15 protein-coding genes and 2 pseudogenes are annotated in these 18,536 nt (G+C 62.0%); 7 read left to right on the top strand and 10 right to left on the bottom strand.

Annotation, left to right across the window (positions count from 1 at the left end; genetic code table 11):
* Positions 1 to 5 precede the first annotated feature (5 nt).
* Both GQ57_RS42245 and GQ57_RS40425 read left to right on the top strand, forming a co-directional pair.
* Entirely contained in the window at positions 6 to 365 is a 360-nt protein-coding gene (locus tag GQ57_RS42245; RefSeq protein WP_152603380.1) for a hypothetical protein, read from the top strand.
* 61 nt (positions 366 to 426) lie between these two features.
* Positions 427 to 1,442 (top strand): annotated as a pseudogene (locus tag GQ57_RS40425) (IS481-like element ISBcen24 family transposase).
* Between the two features lie 88 nt (positions 1,443 to 1,530).
* Here the strand turns inward: GQ57_RS40425 and GQ57_RS43155 are convergent.
* From GQ57_RS43155 to tnpC, 3 genes and pseudogenes are all read right to left on the bottom strand, one after another.
* Complete coding sequence (locus tag GQ57_RS43155; RefSeq protein WP_160257565.1) at positions 1,531 to 1,686, bottom strand: hypothetical protein; 156 nt, start codon at positions 1,684 to 1,686, stop codon at positions 1,531 to 1,533.
* Between the two features lie 104 nt (positions 1,687 to 1,790).
* Positions 1,791 to 2,567 carry an FkbM family methyltransferase gene (locus GQ57_RS29580; RefSeq protein WP_034199737.1) on the bottom strand — a complete coding sequence of 259 codons (777 nt, stop codon included), beginning with the start codon at positions 2,565 to 2,567 and terminating at the stop codon, positions 1,791 to 1,793.
* Between the two features lie 68 nt (positions 2,568 to 2,635).
* A pseudogene (gene tnpC / locus GQ57_RS29575) lies at positions 2,636 to 3,818 on the bottom strand (IS66 family transposase).
* Between the two features lie 420 nt (positions 3,819 to 4,238).
* Between tnpC and GQ57_RS29570 the strand changes: the two are divergent.
* Positions 4,239 to 5,912 (top strand): tetratricopeptide repeat protein, encoded by a 1,674-nt coding sequence (locus GQ57_RS29570; protein WP_081896795.1) that lies wholly within the window; start codon positions 4,239 to 4,241, stop codon positions 5,910 to 5,912.
* A 496-nt stretch (positions 5,913 to 6,408) separates the two neighbouring features.
* Here GQ57_RS29570 and GQ57_RS42230 read toward each other — a convergent pair whose 3' ends face one another.
* From GQ57_RS42230 to GQ57_RS29550, 4 genes are all read right to left on the bottom strand, one after another.
* A complete protein-coding gene (locus GQ57_RS42230; RefSeq protein ID WP_160257564.1) occupies positions 6,409 to 6,867 on the bottom strand; it encodes a hypothetical protein in 459 nt (152 codons plus the stop codon).
* 134 nt (positions 6,868 to 7,001) lie between these two features.
* The gene (locus GQ57_RS42225) at positions 7,002 to 7,607 is read right to left on the bottom strand and encodes a hypothetical protein (protein WP_063934606.1); all 606 of its coding nucleotides are present in this window, start codon (positions 7,605 to 7,607) and stop codon (positions 7,002 to 7,004) included.
* Positions 7,608 to 8,061: 454 nt separating this feature from the next.
* Entirely contained in the window at positions 8,062 to 8,493 is a 432-nt protein-coding gene (locus GQ57_RS29555; protein ID WP_034199735.1) for a VOC family protein, read from the bottom strand.
* A gap of 313 nt (positions 8,494 to 8,806) precedes the next feature.
* Positions 8,807 to 9,874 (bottom strand): zinc ribbon domain-containing protein, encoded by a 1,068-nt coding sequence (locus tag GQ57_RS29550; RefSeq protein WP_031398014.1) that lies wholly within the window; start codon positions 9,872 to 9,874, stop codon positions 8,807 to 8,809.
* Positions 9,875 to 10,384: 510 nt separating this feature from the next.
* On the opposite strand from GQ57_RS29550, the gene GQ57_RS29545 reads away from it, so the two are divergent.
* A complete protein-coding gene (locus GQ57_RS29545; RefSeq protein ID WP_031398013.1) occupies positions 10,385 to 10,843 on the top strand; it encodes a hypothetical protein in 459 nt (152 codons plus the stop codon).
* Positions 10,844 to 11,122: 279 nt separating this feature from the next.
* Here the strand turns inward: GQ57_RS29545 and GQ57_RS29540 are convergent, their stop codons facing one another.
* The 3 genes from GQ57_RS29540 to GQ57_RS29530 all read right to left on the bottom strand — a co-directional run bounded on the left by GQ57_RS29540 (position 11,123) and on the right by GQ57_RS29530 (position 14,508).
* Positions 11,123 to 11,881: an SDR family NAD(P)-dependent oxidoreductase gene (locus GQ57_RS29540; protein WP_031398012.1), complete on the bottom strand. Its 759-nt coding sequence runs from the start codon at positions 11,879 to 11,881 to the stop codon at positions 11,123 to 11,125.
* A gap of 141 nt (positions 11,882 to 12,022) precedes the next feature.
* Positions 12,023 to 13,447, bottom strand: a complete 1,425-nt coding sequence (locus GQ57_RS29535; protein ID WP_081896794.1) for an MFS transporter — start codon at positions 13,445 to 13,447, stop codon at positions 12,023 to 12,025.
* Positions 13,444 to 14,508: a branched-chain amino acid aminotransferase gene (locus tag GQ57_RS29530; RefSeq protein WP_034199734.1), complete on the bottom strand. Its 1,065-nt coding sequence runs from the start codon at positions 14,506 to 14,508 to the stop codon at positions 13,444 to 13,446. Before GQ57_RS29530 ends, GQ57_RS29535 begins: the two co-directional genes overlap by 4 nt.
* Positions 14,509 to 14,667: 159 nt before the next feature.
* On the opposite strand from GQ57_RS29530, the gene GQ57_RS29525 reads away from it, so the two are divergent.
* The 3 genes from GQ57_RS29525 (at position 14,668) to GQ57_RS29515 (ending at position 18,527) form a co-directional block, all read left to right on the top strand.
* A complete protein-coding gene (locus GQ57_RS29525) occupies positions 14,668 to 15,582 on the top strand; it encodes a LysR substrate-binding domain-containing protein (RefSeq protein ID WP_034199733.1) in 915 nt (304 codons plus the stop codon).
* A 557-nt stretch (positions 15,583 to 16,139) separates the two neighbouring features.
* Positions 16,140 to 17,705, top strand: a complete 1,566-nt coding sequence (locus tag GQ57_RS29520; protein ID WP_034199732.1) for a methyl-accepting chemotaxis protein — start codon at positions 16,140 to 16,142, stop codon at positions 17,703 to 17,705.
* 291 nt (positions 17,706 to 17,996) lie between these two features.
* On the top strand, positions 17,997 to 18,527 hold the full coding sequence (locus GQ57_RS29515) for an OsmC family protein (protein WP_031398008.1): 531 nt from the start codon (positions 17,997 to 17,999) through the stop codon (positions 18,525 to 18,527).
* The last annotated feature ends 9 nt before the right edge of the window (positions 18,528 to 18,536 follow it).

Genomic DNA, 18,536 nt, shown 5'->3' with positions numbered 1-18,536 from the left:
ATTAGATGCAATATGTAAATTTGCTTGGTATGCACCCAAGCTGCGAGGGTCTACGGCCATTTGCGAAATCGTTCTTTGATGCACTGGGAGTTACTGACAGAGAAGAGCGCGGGAGCGGTAGCTACGTCGATGGCTATTACCTAAAAGGCTCCCTTGATGGCATGACTTTCGTCGTCGCCATCTCCGACGAAGGAGCGCATGAAGACGTACCGTACTGGATTCACATCTCGGCGGACTTGGCCGACCCCGGTGCCCTGGAAGGGGCGGTGTCTCAGTTGGTGCGAGATAAGGCGCTTCCAATGGGATTCCAGTTAGCTCATATCGTCAACTTCGGTAAACGAGGTGAGCAGCGAATTGACTACTGATAAGGTGTGTGATTCACGGACATCGTTTCACTAATATGGGACGATGGAGCGCGAAATCTCGATGCGATTACGTTGGGTGCGCATGTATCACGAGACCGGCAACGTCGGTCTCGTGTGCACGCGTTGTGGCATCTCCAGGCCGACGCTTCGCAAGTGGCTGCGCCGCTACCAGGAGGCGGGAGAAGAAGGTCTTCGCTCTCAAAGCCGTCGCCCTCTGACCAGCCCGAATCGAAAGGTCTCTGACGCTGATCGGGCAACGATTCTTCACCTGCGGGCCGAGCGCAAGGGGGCACGGCGGATTCAGAACGAATTGCGTCTGAACGAACAAAGAGAACTGTCCCTTGCGACCATTCACAAGGTCCTGTGCGAAGCGTCGGTGAAGCCGTTGGTTCGCCCCAGGAGGCCGGCACAACCGAGGCGCTACAGCCGTCCAGTCCCGGAGACCGCGTCCAGATGGACACGATGAAGATTGCACGAGGCGTCTACCAGTACACGGCCATCGACGACTGTTCACGCTTTCGTGTGCTGGCCGTCTACCCCCGTAGAAATGCCCGAAATACGCTGTTTTTCCTTGATCGCGTCATCGAGGAGATGCCGTTTCCGATTCAACGTATCCAGACCGATCGCGGCGGTGAGTTCTTCGCTGAATCCGTGCAGCGGCGCCTGATGAACGAGTGCATTAAATTCCGGCCAATTCCACCACGCTCGCCGCACCTCAATGGCAAAGTTGAACGTTCGCAGCTTACTGACCTGAACGAATTCTGGTTCCACCATGCCCCGACAGAGCGGGCAATCGACTTGCGAATCGAAGAGTGGCAGTTCGACTACAACTGGCGTCGGCCACACGGCTCACTCGGTGGAAAGACTCCGGTTGACCGCATTGCGGAGCTGGGTGAAATCACACCTCTCGCGGAAGCGGTGGAAGGTGCGTACGACGAGCGGAAAGAGCGAATTCGGCACCGCGAATGGCGGGTCGACAAAATCCTCGGCGAACATCATCGGCGCGCGTCGGAACGCGTGTTCCCTACGGGCGCCACGGGTTCCGACGCGCCAAAGAAACGGCTTTCAAAAAAGTGAAACGATGTCCGTGAATCACACACATGATGTCCTGTGAAGGACACGAATGACCGGTCGTGTCCACGATAGGAGTTGTGGACAGAGTGACTCAGACAGTCGAGATCCCGCCGAAACGGCAAACTCGCCGACATCCCACGGAATGGAAGCGGACCATCGTCGCGCTGGCATTCGAGCCGGGCGCATCGGCCACCGGCATGCCCAGTTCGGCTTGCTTCAGTACGATCGAAAAGCGTTTCCGTTTCATGACAAACCACCTCCTGGTTCAGGGTCAAGTTTGCCGCAAAACTCGCGCTCGGATCGGTCCAGAATTCCTAAAGCGGATCACATGTCAGGATGAACCCTTACCGATCATACGTCAAATGTCGCAAGGCCCGTAATTTGAATAGTTGAGTTCTCCCGGGGAACCGCGATCCAGTCCAGTCGACTGAATACGAAAATCGTGTAACCCAATTCTCGTAGCAATTTTGCAAGGTTTTCAGAATCGTTCTTTGCGTATTCGAGATAGATCGGTGGGCGGAATTTTGTGATCAGATTCCGGGCGCCTTCCAAGACGTCAATTTCCATTCCCTCCACGTCGATCTTCATGAAATCGACCCTGGGCAGGTCAAGGCTGTCCAGCGTAATCAGCGGAACTGTTTCTTGACTCTGGTCCCACTTCGGCAACTGTCCGATATTTTCGTTCTGGCGTCCTTGCCCGAGCTCGATGCCGCTGAAACTGGATGGCACGGAATAGTCGATGGCAGGCATCGATAGCTGGCCCAGCTTCGAACTGACTGCGGCGAGATGACAGTGCACGTTCTGATAACTGTTCAGCGCGACATTGCCCGCCAGCATCTGAAACAGGATGCGTTGCGGTTCGAAGGCATGAACGATGCCACCCTTGGCTTCACAGGCCCGCGCGAATTCCAGCGTATGGACGCCGATATTGGCGCCGACATCGAGTACGACGCAGCCAGGAGGTAACAGGTTGACAATATCGCGCACGAAGCCGATTTCGCGCGGATCGTATCCACCTTCCTCCAGCAGCGCGACACCGACGCCAAAGGAGAACGCGGCCTCATTGCGGTTGACCACCATCAGACCATGCGGCGTCGGGATCAGGACATTGTTCAATTTCTTTTTCATGGTGTCAGGTGTAAGTAAGTGTCAGATGCATGTCGCAGCAGAACGCGTTGACGCGAGCCGCGACGCAGCTATCGAATCGGAACAATCTTCACGGTAGCGGGCAGGTATGGAGTGACGTTCCACGGCAGCAGCTCGTCGATGCGGTTGACCGGATGATCCGCAATACGCTCGATGACGTAGTGCAGGTAGGCCTCGGGGTCGATCCCGTTCAGGCGAGCCGAGCCGATGACACCACACCATACATCGCGGCTGCGCGTTCGCCACCTGAATCTGTACCGGCGAATAAATAATTTCGCCTTCCGATGGCGACTCCGCGCAGGGCGCGCTCGGCAATCAGGTCGTCGATCTCCGCCCGGCCGTCCTTGCAGTAATAGACGGGCGCCGGCCAACGATTGAGCGCGTAGCGGTTCGCTTTCGTTGTATCCGATTTCGCGGATAGCAAGGCAAGCGTTTGCTCGAACCAGCGCTTCATGTCGTCGAGCAGCGACACCGCCTATGCCTGGCGCCCGCGCTGGCGTTCGTCCGGCGGCTTGCCGCGGATCTGCTCCTCGATCCTGTCGAGCACGCCGATGCGGTGCAGCGCCTCCTCCGTCACCGCATTGGGGTGCACCGCGTGCAGATCGTGGGTCTTTCGGCGCGCGTGCGCCATGCAGGCGGTTTCTACGATGCGCTCGCCGCGATACAGCTCAGCGTAGCCGGCGAAGGCATCAGCCTGCAGCACTCCGGTGAAGTCGGCCAGATGTTGCTGAGGATGCTCGCCGCGCCGGTCAGACGTATACGCGAACCAGACCGCCGGCGCCTCGATCGAGGCGCTGTTGCGATCATCGCGAACGTAAACCCAGAGGCGTCCTGTCTTCGAGCGGCCATCTCCGGGCACCAACACCGGTAGCGGCGCATCATCGCCGTGCACCTTGCCGCCACCAGGCGCGTAATGCCGGATGGCCTCGACCAGCGGGTTAAGCAGCTACGTGAGCGCTCCCGCTGCGGCACCCTCATTGGCCATCAGGTCTTCAAGCTTCAGTTCCATCTGTCCGATCTGGCGATCAAGCTTCTCCGGCTTTCGGCCGAACTGCATGCGGCGCAGCTTGGCAATCTTCAACTTCAGGTGCTCTATCTCAATGGCGCATGACGAGAGCCGTTCCTGCAGTTCGGCGACCTGTGCGTCGCGTTTACGCACAACCTCATCGCGAGCGGACACCATTGCCCTCGCGTGTCAATGTCATCGGGCAGAGCTGACGTGCAAGGAGCCATGAAGGCAGTTTACGGGCGCTCCGCCAATACCGGAACACTGCTTGACCATCGTTTACAAAGCGCTGCGTCGGGGCACTGCCGAATTGCTCCAGAAGTTCGGCGGGAATGACCAGTAGTTCAGCCGGCGGGGTCTTCGGTTTGCGAGGCATATCTTCTTCTGGGAAGAATCATATGCCTTGAGCACGAAAATGCTGACAGGTTCGACAGGCCCGCGTAAGCCGATCAACTACCCACTCCAATCGCCCTGGCTCGTCCACCTGCCGAACAAGTTGACAATGCCTCGGTTGATGACTACCGTCGGCAAAACGGTGTTCGTAGCATGGAGACTTTCAATTTGTTATTCCGTTATCCTATGCAATTGCCTGCAACAACGTGACCAGTGCCCATCGTGCACGTGATGGTTCCGACGATTCCCGCATCATGCCTCCAGAACAACCGATTTTCGCGACCGCATTAGATGCTCATCTGGCCAACCGCCTCAATGAGGCTGAACGTGGTTACCGCGCAACACTCGAGCTCGATCCGCATCATGTCGATGCACTCCATCTTCTCGGTGTCATCCTCGCGACGCGAGGAGCCTGGATCGAGGCGGAAGCGTTGCTTCGCCGCGCGATCGCGTTGCACGAGGACGCGAACTACCTTGCCAACCTCGGCAATCTGCTGCTGAAGCGCGGTCGCGTGCTGGAAGCCGAGGTCGTTTGTCGCCGCGCCGTCGAAGTCGGGCCAGGCTGCACAAGCGCGCACCTCAATCTTGCCGAGACGCTGGCAGCGCTTGCACAGGTCGAAGAGGCCGAGGGTCGATATCGCCGTGTAATCGAACTCGATCCGCGGTCGCTCACCGCGCGCAACAATCTCGCCACGCTGCTGATGGACCAGCGCCGGTTCGACGAAGCGGCGCGTGTGTACCGCGACGTACTCGAGATCGACGGCACGTATGTCCATACGCTGTACAACTTCGGCCTGATGCTGCTACGCAGCGTGCAACTGACCGAGGCAGAAACGATGTTCCGGCGAGCGCTCGCCGTCCAACCCGATCACCGTGACGCGGTGCACAATTTGGGCACGACGTTCAGGCTCGCCGGACGTTACGATGAGGCGGAAGTGGCTTATCGCCAGGCGTTGGCACTCGCGCCCGATTGGGCGGACGCACAGTGGAATCTCGGTACTTTGCTGCTCAGTCAAGGCCGGCTTGCGGAAGGCTGGCCACTAGCCGAAGCCCGCTATTCGCCGCAGCGCGAGCCGCAGGACTTGCCGCCACCGGCCGATACGCAGCAATGGCGCGGCGAATCGCTCGAAGGGAAGACGCTCGTTGTCTGGTACGAGCAGGGCTACGGCGACTGTGTTCAGTTCGTACGCTATGTACCGCTGCTGCGAACGCGCGGTGTGCGCAAACTGACGATACTCTGTCCCGAAGCACTCAAGCCACTCGTTGCGACCGTCAACGGCGTCGACGACGTCAAAACGCGTAGCGATCACGTGGAGCCGCACGATTACTGGGTATATCCATTGAGCTTGCCGCTGCTCTTCGGCACGACGCTTGACACCATTCCGGCCGCGCTGCCGTATCTGCACGCGTTGCCGGAGCGCATCGAGCACTGGCGGGCGCGCATCGAGACGAGCGCGGGGCTCAAGATTGGCCTTGTGTGGAAAGGCTTCGCCGATAACCAGCATGACGCGACACGTTCAGTACCGTCGCTCGCGCCGCTCGCACCTTTGTGGAGCGTTCCTGGCGCGACATACTTCAGCCTGCAAAAAGGCCAGGGAGAAGACGAAGCCGCTTCACCGCCTGCTGGACAGCCCGTCGTGGATCTCGGCTCGTCGATTCGGGACTTTGCCGACACGGCTGCAATCATTGCACAACTCGATCTGCTGATTTCTGTCGATACTGCCGCGGCACACGTTGCGGGCGCGATCGGCAAGCCATGCTGGCTGATGCTCCCGTGCGACTGGACCGACTGGCGTTGGTTGCTCGAGCGGTCAGATTCGCCGTGGTACCCGGGTGTGATGCGTCTCTTCAGGCAAGCGCGCGAGGACCAGGACTGGTCAGGCGTGGCGCAACTCATGGCGGACATGTTGCGCGGCTGGAGCGTCTGATTCGCCTCGGAGCTACCTCGGGATAGACATGGTCCGGCCGGCGTTGTCACGCTAACGGAGTATGTTCGCAAGGCGCCGGAAGTTGGTAGGCATGAGGCCAGTAGCGTCTGCGAACGCTCGATGACACATGCCATGATGTTCGGTGAAGGACGCGAATGACTGGTTGAACCCAAGATAGGGGTTTGGGACAGAGTGATTCAGACAGTCGCAATCCCGCCGAAACGGTAAATCAGCGGTGCTGCTTCGGCCGCTTGCGTGAAATACGCAAACGTCGGCGCTGCGAAGAGACCGTCGATGCTGACCTGGGCGGAAACCATATATCCATTTCCGTCGCTCAGCCTCTCAAGTCCGGCTAAACACGGTGATGCAAGTGGCAAGGCGGCCTCGATCGTTCCGTTGATCACCTTCCTTGGCAGCAACGACGCGTTACCCGTGAAAAACGGGGGGTACCCACAGCTTCGATCAAAGACGCCAAGAATCGAGATCGATCCTTGATTCAAGGGGCGACCACCGCAATTCTCCGGCTCACCGCGATGAATTCGGGGTCTTCGAATAACTGATGCAGAAGACTCTGAAAAATCGCAGTCGTCTGCATCATCCCGTCTTGCGCAGCCAGCACGCCAATGAACTGTACCTGCCACTTCGTTTGTGCGCGCAGCACCTTGTCGTAAATAACCTCCCGCCCATCCGACACGATAAATCGCCCTGCGAGATCGGCATGTCCGTCCAGCACGTGGACATCGGACAAGGACACGGTCAAGACGGCCGGGGCATCGACTGAATAAAGTCCCGCCGATGCGAGCTCAATGCGAAGCGCCTCTTTCAAATACGAGGTCCATGACCCATCCGCTGGTGCCGCGACACGCAATGATCGAACCTGCGTCTGAATATCCGTAGGCTCTGCCCCACGTGCTACCTGATAGTGTGCCGTGCGTGGAATCTTCTCCAATGCCATCTGGTTTGCAATACTGAGCTGATAGCTTGGTGCAGGTTGCGTGACGCACCCTCCGCACGCAGCCAATATGCCTGCGAACAGCACGAATTTGCCACGGGGCAATTCACGTCTCCATCGAGGTAGTGTGCAAAGCATCACTGTGCAAGATCAGAAGCTTGGTCGATTTGCTCGAGGCTCTTCCCGACTATCTGACGCAACATTGTCACCGACGCCTCTTGAACTGACATCTGCTGCAAACCTTCCGGACCGGAGGCATTGCCGATCGTCGTGTGAATTGCATGCTTGACCGTTGTGGTCACGGGATCATGTCCAGGTTCGAGGTAATTTGTCGTGCAGACGTAGCCGTCGGTCACCATGGTGCCTACCAGGCCAAGGGTAAGGCCCGTCCCGAAGCCTTTCGCTGCTACATTGTCGGTCAACGGAATGTTGTTGACCGTAATCGAAAGCTTGCGTCCTGACGGGACCGGATCATACGAGACTCGACTAAACAACCCGGATTGTGAAACTTGCTCGAAGACACGTGGACGCAATGCTTCAGTTACACGAGCATTTGCAACACCTTTTGTTTGAAACTCAACGAGTAGCTGGATTGGCTGAGGGGTTTCTGATTTTTTCAAATCGGCATAATGCGGTTCGCCAAGCGATTTATCAACATACGAATGTGGCGCCAGGCAAGCAGACAATGCCAACGTCATCCCGATGGAAATCGCGAATCGGGTGATGCGGATTTTTTCGATCATATCGGTTAATTTTTTAATTTAAATGTCGAGAAGGCAAGTGGTCATGCCGAATGCGATCATTCGACGATGAACACCCTGTATCCATCATCCAAATCCACCGGGCGGGAAAATTCATTGAAAGATCGAATCAGCAACCTCCCCGTTATGATTGCCGCTGACGCAATCCGCCCGTCCGTAAATCCTACTCGATCGTTACATTTTGTTGCACGATTCAATCATCAAATATTGTCAGGTCCGGCACGACATGGCACCTGTGGAGTTGAGGGCGCCATGCGCCTGGCGGCGCTTACCCGTCTATGAAGTTCTGGTCAGCCCGGTCAGTCTGCATACTGGATCGAAGGTTCTCGACGACGTGCGTAAATGCTGCAGACAATAGTCAACGATCCAGGCGCCGATCACCACGAGATTGCCCAAGACACGTACGACCAACGCCCTCGTCATTGAGCGCACAGAATCACGACTGATGCCGCTTCGGATTCCACGCCTTGTGGACGAACTCGAGGCGGTTGCCGTCGAAGTCGGCGACGTTGGCGGCATAGTAGCCGGGCGCAAAATACGTGCGATCCGCCGGTTTTCCCTCATCCGTGCCGCCGGCCTGGATGGCGGCTGCGTACGCCGCGTCGACCAGTTCATTGCTGTCGCAGACGATCCCGAGATACAGCCCGGTTTCGCCGGGGTTGCGCCGGCGTAGCCAGATGCTCGAGCCGACGGCATTGCCCTTGCCGTACACGTCATCACCGATGCCGTAGAGATCGGGGACGCCTGCCGGCCCCGAAGCGGCTTGGTAATTGCCGAATACGCGCCAACCGAGCGGCCGCAGGGCTTCGGTGTAGAACGCCAGTGACTTGTCGATGTCGGTGACGGAGAGGTAGACGTGGTCGATCATGATAGGAGCTGGAGTGTGGTTGGGTTGGCTTGCAGTGGCATTTGACGATAGCAGACCGGGCATGCTCCGCGCCAGTCCGGGCATCGACCTGCGAGCCGAATCGTCGGAGATCCGACCCGATGTGTTGACCGGGCCGCTCATGGCCCGCCGAGGCCGGATGCAATCGACTGCGGCGGGCGCGTTTCGATCGTTCGGGGCGATAATCCCGTCAGACCTCATTGCGGCGACAGAAACGCGTCCGGGCCGGATACGTCACGACATCAGGAGGCAAGATCCGGAGTCCATAGGGTGTGAATCGCAAGCACGAAGGTCGTCACTCGGACGCCGCCGGCTGCTCGTTACCCTGCGCGGTACCGCATTGATGGCAATGCGGGAAGAAAAAGAAATTCCGGCCGCCGCATCCGCATACGTTGAAAAGCCTCAATCCGCAATGCACGCAGAACGTGGAGTCGTCGCCGCCCAGATTCCATTGCTTGTCGCATGACGGGCAGCGTTTTTTTTCGAGTGAGCGAACGGCCTTTTCGTATCCGATCGTGCGTGCGCGCACGCCCTGATCCTGCTGCAGCTCGAGTCGCTTGCGTTCGACATAGCGCTGGAAGGCCTTCATCATGTAAATGCCGGCGAACACCGTGAGCGCGATCCCGACCAGTACCCGGACATAGCCGCCGAAATTCGGCAAATACGGAACCAGCTCGATGAAGAAGGCGCTCAGTGCGAACAGCCCGAAACCGTACACGAAAGGCCAGTAGCGCACCTTGCGATAGCGGATGAACAGCCAGATCGCAATCAGCAGGATCGGCAACGTCAGCGCAAGCCGCAGCCCGAACACCTGCAACTCGTAATGCCGGGTCGCGTCGTCGAAGCGCCGTTCGGCTGCTGCGTCCGCGTCGGCGATCTGCGTGTCCACCTGCGTCTGCTGCGCCGCCAGCGCCCGTTGCTGGTCGTCGATCGCATCGATCTGATGCTGCCAGTTGGTGACTACCGCCTGGAGCGTATCGAGCTGGCGAGTTCTTGCCAGGATGTCCGGGTCCCGCGCGCCGTCTCCCGTGACCGAACGGGTGGCCAGCCAGTTGCGGAAACTTTCCTTCTCCGCCGCATACTCCTTCGCGGCACGTCCGCGGGCCACCTCCATTGCGTCGGCTTTCTCGGCCAGCGTGTCGTGCCGCGCCTGCAGGTCACGCCGCGTTGCGTCCAGCCGCGCTTTCGCCGGAGCATCCGCGAATTGCTCGATGGCGGGCGGCCCGCCGCCCGGCGCGAACGCCATGTCGCGGATCACGAGACTGCCGAGCATGTTCAGAAAGACTGCAAAGACGATCGCAATCGCCCACGATGCGAGTCGCAGGAGGCGTGCCGGACTGGTCAGGCCGTCGCTGGAAGTCATCATTGTTTCTTGCCTTTTTTGAATGGTTATAAGAACGCACGGATGCGAACAACGACTTCGATCTCATTCTGAAGCCACCGGCCTGCGTCGCCGGCGTAGCACATCCGGTCGGGCCGGCGCCGGAATGAAACGCGGCCGACTCATCGAACCGCCGAAGCAATGTATGGGTAGTTTCGGTCGCTGATTGCGTCAAACCTGAACGCGCCGGATAGGAGAAACGTCGAGGGCGGTTGATGTTGCCCATTGCGGCATTCATACACGGTTCTTCCGCGGAGGGCGCGTCGACCCGGGCTCGATGACGGCCTCTGCCGCAAACCGCGATTCCATACCGGGTAATATCGCTCAGGTTCGTCGTCAGGTAGCGGTGTCTTGAGAGATCGAAGCGATTGTCGGCGATTCCAGAACCAATGTCGAACGCCCGTCGCCGGTTCACGGTGCCGCTCCGGGATATTCCGGCGGAGCAGTGTCACGGGTCGAGGATCGAGGCCACAACCGTTATCGAAACAAGCCATGGACAACGCCCGCCAGTTTCCCGATTTCGATGTCGAAAAGTTCGTCGATTTGCTGCGTACCGGCTATCCGTCGAACGACGAGGCGGACTTCGAGCTTCCCGACGCCTGTCTGAAGCAATGCACGGGCGCCCAGGGCGAGGTGCTGCCGGACAGGTTCGACGCGATCGCGATTGAACTGGCTCGCGGGTACCATCGCGGCCAGCTCCCGTACGCGTTCTGTGACGAAGTCGTCAATCTGCTGGTCGGGCGGCTGTATGCCGACGCACTTGTCGATCGCGATACCTGGCCCGCGCTGTTCTGGGAAGTGTATTTGGCTTTCGATGCAGGCGAATATTTCCGGCCGGGCGAGCGTGACATCGATCCGGTCGAAAAATATACCCGGCCGCTCATCGAGGAAATCGTCGGGAAAGTGAGCCCCGGTTGCGCCAGCGTCGTCGGTAAGCCCGCCGGTTCGTAAGGCCGGGTCGTCGCCCCGATTTCCTGCAGGAGATTGTTTTCCTGCAGTGTGCCGAATGCGATCCGTTCTCCGTGCGGCATGCCGTGCGTTTTGCGCGGGACGGTCAGGCCATCGCGAATCCAGTGACCCATCGAGCCCTCGCAATTTCCGAAGCCGCTGCTACCGGGCAATGCGTTGGCTTCGGCGATGTATCCCACCGCAGCGTTGCACCGGCCCGATTTCACGGCTAACTGGAGCGTGCCTGGCAGGTATTGGGCGGACAGCGCGACCGGGAAGCGCCTAACCTTGTATCGAATAGCCGCCGTCCACCGGGATGACCGCGCCGGTAATGAAGTCGCACTCGCTGGAGCACAGCGCGACCGCGATGCCGGCGAGATCCTGCGGCTTGCCCCAGCGACGCTGCGGCGTGCGGCTCAGCACGCGTTCTTCGAGGTCGGGGAAGAGCCGCCTGGCTTCGGCAATCAGATCGGTTTCGATCCAGCCGGGCAGCAGCGTGTTTACCTGGATGTTGTCGGGCGCCCATTCGACGGCCCACGCCTTGCCGAGCTGCACGATGCCGCCCTTGCTGGCCGCGTATGCGGAACCGTAGGTCGTACCGAACAGCGAGAGCATCGAGCCGATGTTGACGATCTTGCCGCCGCCCGCGCGAACGAAGGCGCCGTGGATGGCCTGGGCGCAGTAGTGCGCGCCGCTGAGGTTCGTATCGACGATGCGATGCCAGTCCTCGACCGTCAGCTCGTGCGCCTGCTTGCGGATGTTCATGCCGGCATTGTTCACGAGGATGTCGAGGCCTCCGAAATGACGCTCTGCCTGTGCCATGGCCTCGACGCAGTCGTCGTATCGTGTGATGTCGGCCTGGATGAACCGGCCGCTTGCGTGGCCGCGGGGCAACGAAGCCAGGGCGGTTTGGCCCTTCTCGGGATCGCGTCCGACGAGTGCGACACGCGCGCCGGCCGCAGCCATGCCTTGCGCGATGCCAAACCCGATGCCGCTCGCGCCGCCGGTGATGACGGCTACCTTTTCCGAAAGATCGAACATGCCTGTCTTCGTACGAACCTGTCGATATGGTAAGGCCGTCAGCATAGCCGCGCCCCGTGCGGTACGGGGCGCGTGAAATCGCGATATTTTCGAAGGCGGAGCATGCGTTTTTAGAATGCTCGAGTTCTCGGCTTCGATGCGTCAGACGCTGCCGCTTTTCTTCAAGCGCATTGCGCTGACGATGCATCCGAGCAGTGCGCAGGCGCCGCCCAGGCCTACCGCCATGCGCGATCCCGATGCAGGCCACCAATGAAAACATTGGGCGACCAGCCCGGCTCCGAGTGTCTGCCCCATCAGCCGCGAGATGGCCACGATGGCGCTTGCGCCGCCGCTGCGCGCGGTAGCCGCACCGCTCATGATTTCTCGCATGTTCGGCGACTGGAACATTCCGAACCCGATCCCGCACACGCCGAGACGGGCGGCGATTCCCCAGCTGGACACGCCGGTGCTCATCGTCGCGAGCGACGCCATCCCGAGCGTCAGGAGGGCCAGCCCCACACTGCAGAGCAACCCGGATGGATAGCGATCGCTGAGCGGGGCGACGACGATCGCCATGACGGCCACGAGCAGAGGCCACGCGGCGATCACGAAGCCGGTTCTGGTGACCGGCATGCCAAAGGCGCCTTGAAGGAGGAACGGCAGGGAAACCAGCGCCAGCGACTGGGTGGCGAACGCGCAAATGGACGTCAGCGAAGACAGTCTCACGACCCGGATCGCCATGAGATCGACTGCGAGCATCGGCGCGGGATGGCCGCGCTGCTTGCGCATCAGCACCGCGGCGCATGCGAGCGACGCGAGCATGCAGAGGATCGCCGGGAGGCTTCCGCCGCCGTTCTCCAGCATGCAGACGCCGAACATCAAAAGCCCGAGGAATGCGGTGCACAACGCGGCAGAGACTGATTCGAAGCGATGCCTTCCACCGGCGACATCCGGAAGATAAAGGGCTGCGAGCCCGATTGCCGCCGCGGCGACAGGCACGTTGACGCGAAACAGCCAGTGCCAGCTCGCGAACGCGAGGATCGACGAGGCGACGACCGGGCCGAGCGTGAAGCCGATGGCGACGACCAGAGCGTTCGTACTCAGGCCGCGCCCGAGCCTCGTTGGCGGATGGATGTGACGAATGAATGCGGCGATGACACTCATGATCGCGGCCGCGCCCACACCTTGCATCGCGCGTCCGGCGACGAGCAGCGCGAGCGTCGATGCGCCGCCGCAGATCGCCGACGCGATACCGAACAGTGCGAGGCCTCCTGTGAATACCCGTCGGTATCCCATGGACTCGCCGAGCGCGGCAAACGGCAATAGCGTCGCGATCATCGCAATCTGGTACGCGTTGGTCACCCAGATGATCGTCGCGTCGCTCGCTTGCAGATCCACGGCGATTTCAGGGAGCGCCGTGTTTGCGATGGTCGTGTCGAGTGCCGCAAGGATGGCTGCCGTCATCAGGGCGGCCATGCACATGCGTCGCCGTGCGGTCGACACCATGTCCTCTTGCGCGACGGCCTCGGCCCGAGCCGGATTCGAAGTCGTGCGCGCCTGCTCGTCCAGCATCGTGCTCGTATTCATTTCACGCGCCATGTCCAGTTGAAATCGTCTGCGACCACGCCGCGCTGGATGCCCACCAGCTCGTCTCGCAGCGTGTCGGCGAGCGCTCGCCCCGGAATCCGGAATTCGCCGTCCTCGAACCGCACCGTGCCGATCGATGCGATCACGGCCGCGGTTCCGCACGCGAATGCCTCGGTCAGGCGGCCGGTTGCGGCGTCTGCCTGCCATCGATCGAAGGCGTAGGGGCGTTGTTCGACGTCGAGCCCTCGCTTCCTCGCAATGCGGATGAGGGAGTCGCGGGTGATACCCGGCAGAATCGTGCCGAGCGGAGGGGTGACCAGCACGCCGTCCACAACGAAGAAGACGTTCATTCCGCCGAGCTCCTCGATCCAGCGCCCTTCGGCGGCATCGAGAAATACGACCTGGTCGCAGTCGTGACGGTGCGCTTCCGCCTGCGCGATCAAGCCCGCTGCATAGTTCCCGCCGCATTTCGCCGCGCCCGTGCCGCCTTTGGCCGCGCGCGTGTAGTGCTCCGAGACCCAGACCGCGATGGGTTCTGCGCCGCCCTTGAAGTAGGCGCCGGCCGGACTGGCGATCACGCAGAACGTGAACCGGTTGGCCGGCCGCACGCCGAGGAACGACTCGGAGGCGAACATGAAAGGGCGCAGGTACAGGCTCGTGCCTTCACCCTTCGGAACCCAGGCGCCGTCCACGCGGAGCAGCTGCTCGAGTGCTTCAACGAAGACAGCTTCCGGAATGGACGGCATCGTCATTCGGGTGGCCGAGGCGTTGAAACGGCGAGCGTTGTCCTCGGGCCGGAACAAGGCCACCGTCCCGTCCGGTTGCGCATAGGCTTTCATGCCCTCGAAGATTTCCTGCGCGTAATGCAGGACGGCAGATGCGGGATCGAGCGAGAACGGCTCACGAGGGCGAACCCTGGCGTCGTGCCATCCGTCTTCGCGGGTCCACTGGATCGTCACCATGTGGTCGGTAAATACCGTGCCGATCCTGGGCGCGCGTAGCGCTTCCTCGCGTGCTGCCGCCGAGGCGGGATGGGTTGTCGACGTGGTCGAGAATTGCATGTTGGACACTTGAATCGTGAAGCCGGGGTTGGAACGGAGTGGCGGGGCGTCGCCGCCAATCCGGAACGCCGTGCGAGGCACGGAACAGGCGTCATGCTCCTCCGCCGGTCATTGCGCGTCCAATATCGTTTCGTCCTGGATTGATACATAATCCGTATCATGGATCTCCGCAGACTCAGATACTTCGTGGTTCTGGCCGAAACCCTCCACTTCGGCCGCGCGGCGTTGCGCCTGAATATCGCGCAGCCGCCTCTCAGCCATCAGATCCGCGTGCTCGAGGAAGAGCTCGGCGCGCGCCTGTTCGATCGGAGCAATCGTCACGTCGAGTTGACGGCGGCGGGCCTCGCACTGCTGCCGGAAGCGCGCGCGTTGCTGGCGCAAGCGGAGAAGGCCAGCACCATCGCGGCACGGGTCGAACGCGGCGAGCTGGGGGAGTTGCGAATCGGCTTCACCAGCGCGGCGGCGCTGACGCACGTGATTCCGCGCCTGATATTTGCGTATCGTCGCGACTGGCCGGGGGTGCGGCTGAGTATCCGGGAACTGACGACGCAGGGCCAGTTGACGGCAATGCTTGAGCGCCGCCTCGACTTTGCGTTCGTTCGCGGCACGGTTGCCCCCGATTTGCCGTCGGCGTTCGGGACGGTGCGCCTGTTTGAAGATGCCTTTGTTGCCGCGCTCCCGCCCGAGCACCGATGCGCCGATGGCACAACTCCGCTGTCCGTCAAGGCGCTGGCCGACGAGCCGTTCGTCATGTATCCGGCGGACAGCGGCACGGGCGCGTACGAACAGGTCATGTCGATGTGCCGGCATGCGGGCTTCGCTCCCAATGTCGTTCAGGAGGCGATATCCGCCGCGACGATGGTCGGTCTGGTGGCGGCCGGGCTGGGTGTGGCGCTGGTGCCCGAATCGTTCCAGCGCATCGAAGCGACGGGCGTGGTCTTTCGTCCGTTGCGCGACAGCCAGGCCAGGTCGGCGATGTGGCTGGTGTTCCGCGCCGACGAAATCTCCGTGCGCGAAGCGGCGTTTCTGGCGCTCGCCGGCGTCGTCAAAAAGCCGGGGCGTTCCTCGCGGTAGAGGCTTGGGTTGCGGCGCGGCAGTCTGCTGACGTGGCCGTAATTGCCGATCGCCTTTCTGATCAAGGCAGTCGCTCGAGCGTGCCGACTCCGGCGGTGACGAGCGGCAGAAGCCGGCCGAACCCGGAAACCCGCCGACGGCCATCGCCCGATCGCGCCAGCCGGGCCCCGGACTACCGTACCGTAGTCAACCTTCCACCGATTTCCACCGATCGCCGACGTCCGGAGCGCAATATCCGGGAAGTCTCCCGGGATCTTGCCCGACCCGACGCACCGGACGATCCGGAACCAACCGCGTCCCGCCCGCTGTCCGCCATTCGCCAAAACCCGCGCGGAGCGACGCCACGCGTTCCTCCTCGCACCGGCAGCGCGCCTCTCGGCCCGTTGCGCTGTCGCAATCGTCAAGATCCGCGTCGCATGCGGATAAAACCTGCCCGCTCGCCTCGCCGTTAACCCGTTTGCACCCCATGCGTCGCGCAGGGCGACGCGGCGCGCGTCTTTCGTGATCCGGAATCCACATCCGCCGCTGGCCGTGTCCGGCCGGCGCAAGGGAACGTCATGCGAAAACAACTCACTATCCGTGGTGGACTCGTCGCGACCATCGCGGGCTATACCGTGCTGCTCGTGCTGGTGGTCGGCGCATGCATCGCGGCGCTGTACCTGGGCAACGCGTCGCTCGAAGCGATGTACCGCGACGACACGGCATCGCTGCTGCACCTGAAGACCAGCTCGGAGCGGATGCTCGTCCTGCGCGAACGGATGAGCGACGTCGCGCAGATCGTCAGCGCCGGCCAGTCGGGCAAGGAGCAGGGCGCGCAACTCCACACGCTCCTGAAGCAGGGCAACGACGAACTGGACGCCTATGCGCGCCTGCACACGCGCGACGCCGACGAGCAGGCGCTGTTCGACACGCTGCAGAATCGCCGGCGTGCGTTGCTCGACCGCGTGTTCCTGAAGGCGCTCGCACAGCTCGACGGCGACGACGCGTTCGGCTTCCTCGACACGCAGCGCACCGCGCCGCCCGCGCTGTTCGCCGCCTATCAGGACGCGATCGATGCGCTCGAATCGTTCCAGGTCTCACGCCAAAAGGCGCGCTACGACGCGGCCGGCGTTCATTTCCACCGGATCGTGTGGGGGATGGCGGCGGTCGCGGCGCTGGCGATCCTGATCGGATTCGTCGCGCAGCGCCTGCTCGCGAAGGCGATCATCGAGCCGATCAATCTCGCGGTGGGCCAGTTCGACAAGATCTCGAAAGGCGACCTGACCGGAACGGTCGTCATCTCCGGCGAAAACGAAATGGCCTATCTGCTGAATGCGCTGAAGCGGATGCAGGACGGCCTGGTCGACACCGTGAACGAGGTGCGCGCGAGCACCGAGACGATCGTCGGCGACGTGCGCACGATCGCGAGCGGCAACGTCGACCTGTCGGCGCGCACCGAGCAGCAGGCCGTATCGCTGCAGCAGGCGGCGGCGAGCGTCGAGCAACTGACGGCGGCCGTGCGCCAGAACGCGGACAACGCGCGCGACGCGCGCACGTACGTCGAGGGCGCGGCCGGGATCGCATCGCGCGGCGGCGAGGCGATGCAGCGCGTCGTCGAGACGATGTCGGCGATTTCGCACAGCTCCGCGCGGATTTCCGGCATCGTCGGCGTGATCGAGAGCATCGCGTTCCAGACCAACATCCTCGCGTTGAACGCCGCCGTCGAAGCCGCGCGCGCGGGCGAGCAGGGGCGCGGCTTCGCGGTCGTCGCGACCGAGGTTCGCGGGCTCGCGCAGCGTTGCGCGGCGGCGGCGAAGGAGATCCGCGACCTGATCGGCAATGCCGCGCGACGTGTCGAGGACGGCAGCGGCCTGGTCGCGCTGGCCGGCTCGGCGATGACCGAACTCGTGTCGGCGGTCGAGCGCGTCAATGCGATCGTGGGCGAAACCAGCCATGCGTTCGAGGAACAGTCGTCGGGCATCGAGCAGGTGAACGCCGCGGTCATCCAGATGGAGCAGGCGATGCAGCGCAACGCCGCGCTGGTCGAGGAGGCGGCCGCCGCGGCGCTGTCGCTCGACGCGCAGGGCGTGCGGCTGAGCGCGGCGGTCGCGCAGTTCCGCTTGCATGACGAGGCCGTCGTGTGACGCACGGGCGTTCGCGGCTGCACGCGGCCGTCGGTGACGGCGGCGCGGCGAGGTCGGCCGGCGCCGGCCCTGCGCCCGGTTGCGCGCATGTTCTCCACAGGGTTATGCACGGAAATTGTGGATAACTCGGGGGCGGCAAAGGCGGCGCCTGTCGCAATCCGACATCGCGCGTCGTGAATTGCTTTGCGGGAATGATCGTTTCGTGGCCGTCGCGCAAGGGAATAGCATGACGATTTCCGTCGATCGGCCGTCGCATGCGAGGCCGATCATGGCGACCGTACCGGCCCGAACATGACGACACTGAACGACTACCTCGAACAGAAGCGCGACGCGTGGCTCGCGAAAAAGGATGCCGCCCGCAACACGCCGGATCTGAAGGCCACGCCGCTGAAGGCGACCGTGCGCGCGCTGGGCCGCAGCGGCGTGCGCGAAATCCGCATTCGCGATTTCCAGGTGATCAGCGACAGCCCGCCCGATTTCGCCGGCTACAACCTCGGGCCGGCGTCGCCGGAGCTGCAACTCGGCGTACTGGGCAGTTGCCTGACGCACATCACGCTGATCCAGGCCGCGGAGCGGGGCCTGAAGATCGACGCGATCGAAGTCGAGGTGACGGGCGACCAGCATCCGCTCGCGCAGCAGCCGGGCTTCGAGCATGTGCCGATCTTCCCGCACAACCTGCGCTACACGCTCGATATCGTGTCGCCCGAATCGCCGGAAACGATCCGGGCGCTGCATCGGGCGGTCGAGGCCGTGTGCCCGATCTTCAACCTGCTGAGATTGCCGCAGACGATCGAAAGCGAGCTGCGGCACACGCACGGCTGAAGCGCGCAG

The sequence above is a fragment of the Burkholderia sp. MSh2 genome (assembly GCF_000731655.1).
In the GTDB taxonomy this organism is placed as follows: domain Bacteria; phylum Pseudomonadota; class Gammaproteobacteria; order Burkholderiales; family Burkholderiaceae; genus Burkholderia; species Burkholderia paludis.
The sequence above is the reverse complement of the archived record's forward strand: the minus strand, read 5'-3'. Positions and strand labels throughout refer to the sequence as shown.

What these genes read in the sequence shown, in the direction of transcription:
- GQ57_RS42245 (WP_152603380.1), top strand. Translation starts at nt 6, where the DNA reads ATGCAATATGTAAATTTGCTTGGTATGCACCCAAGCTGCGAGGGTCTA.
- GQ57_RS43155 (WP_160257565.1), bottom strand. Translation starts at nt 1,686, where the DNA reads ATGAAACGGAAACGCTTTTCGATCGTACTGAAGCAAGCCGAACTGGGC.
- GQ57_RS29580 (WP_034199737.1), bottom strand. Translation starts at nt 2,567, where the DNA reads ATGAAAAAGAAATTGAACAATGTCCTGATCCCGACGCCGCATGGTCTG.
- GQ57_RS29570 (WP_081896795.1), top strand. Translation starts at nt 4,239, where the DNA reads ATGCCTCCAGAACAACCGATTTTCGCGACCGCATTAGATGCTCATCTG.
- GQ57_RS42230 (WP_160257564.1), bottom strand. Translation starts at nt 6,867, where the DNA reads ATGGCATTGGAGAAGATTCCACGCACGGCACACTATCAGGTAGCACGT.
- GQ57_RS42225 (WP_063934606.1), bottom strand. Translation starts at nt 7,607, where the DNA reads ATGATCGAAAAAATCCGCATCACCCGATTCGCGATTTCCATCGGGATG.
- GQ57_RS29555 (WP_034199735.1), bottom strand. Translation starts at nt 8,493, where the DNA reads ATGATCGACCACGTCTACCTCTCCGTCACCGACATCGACAAGTCACTG.
- GQ57_RS29550 (WP_031398014.1), bottom strand. Translation starts at nt 9,874, where the DNA reads ATGACTTCCAGCGACGGCCTGACCAGTCCGGCACGCCTCCTGCGACTC.
- GQ57_RS29545 (WP_031398013.1), top strand. Translation starts at nt 10,385, where the DNA reads ATGGACAACGCCCGCCAGTTTCCCGATTTCGATGTCGAAAAGTTCGTC.
- GQ57_RS29540 (WP_031398012.1), bottom strand. Translation starts at nt 11,881, where the DNA reads ATGTTCGATCTTTCGGAAAAGGTAGCCGTCATCACCGGCGGCGCGAGC.
- GQ57_RS29535 (WP_081896794.1), bottom strand. Translation starts at nt 13,447, where the DNA reads ATGAATACGAGCACGATGCTGGACGAGCAGGCGCGCACGACTTCGAAT.
- GQ57_RS29530 (WP_034199734.1), bottom strand. Translation starts at nt 14,508, where the DNA reads ATGCAATTCTCGACCACGTCGACAACCCATCCCGCCTCGGCGGCAGCA.
- GQ57_RS29525 (WP_034199733.1), top strand. Translation starts at nt 14,668, where the DNA reads ATGGATCTCCGCAGACTCAGATACTTCGTGGTTCTGGCCGAAACCCTC.
- GQ57_RS29520 (WP_034199732.1), top strand. Translation starts at nt 16,140, where the DNA reads ATGCGAAAACAACTCACTATCCGTGGTGGACTCGTCGCGACCATCGCG.
- GQ57_RS29515 (WP_031398008.1), top strand. Translation starts at nt 17,997, where the DNA reads ATGACGACACTGAACGACTACCTCGAACAGAAGCGCGACGCGTGGCTC.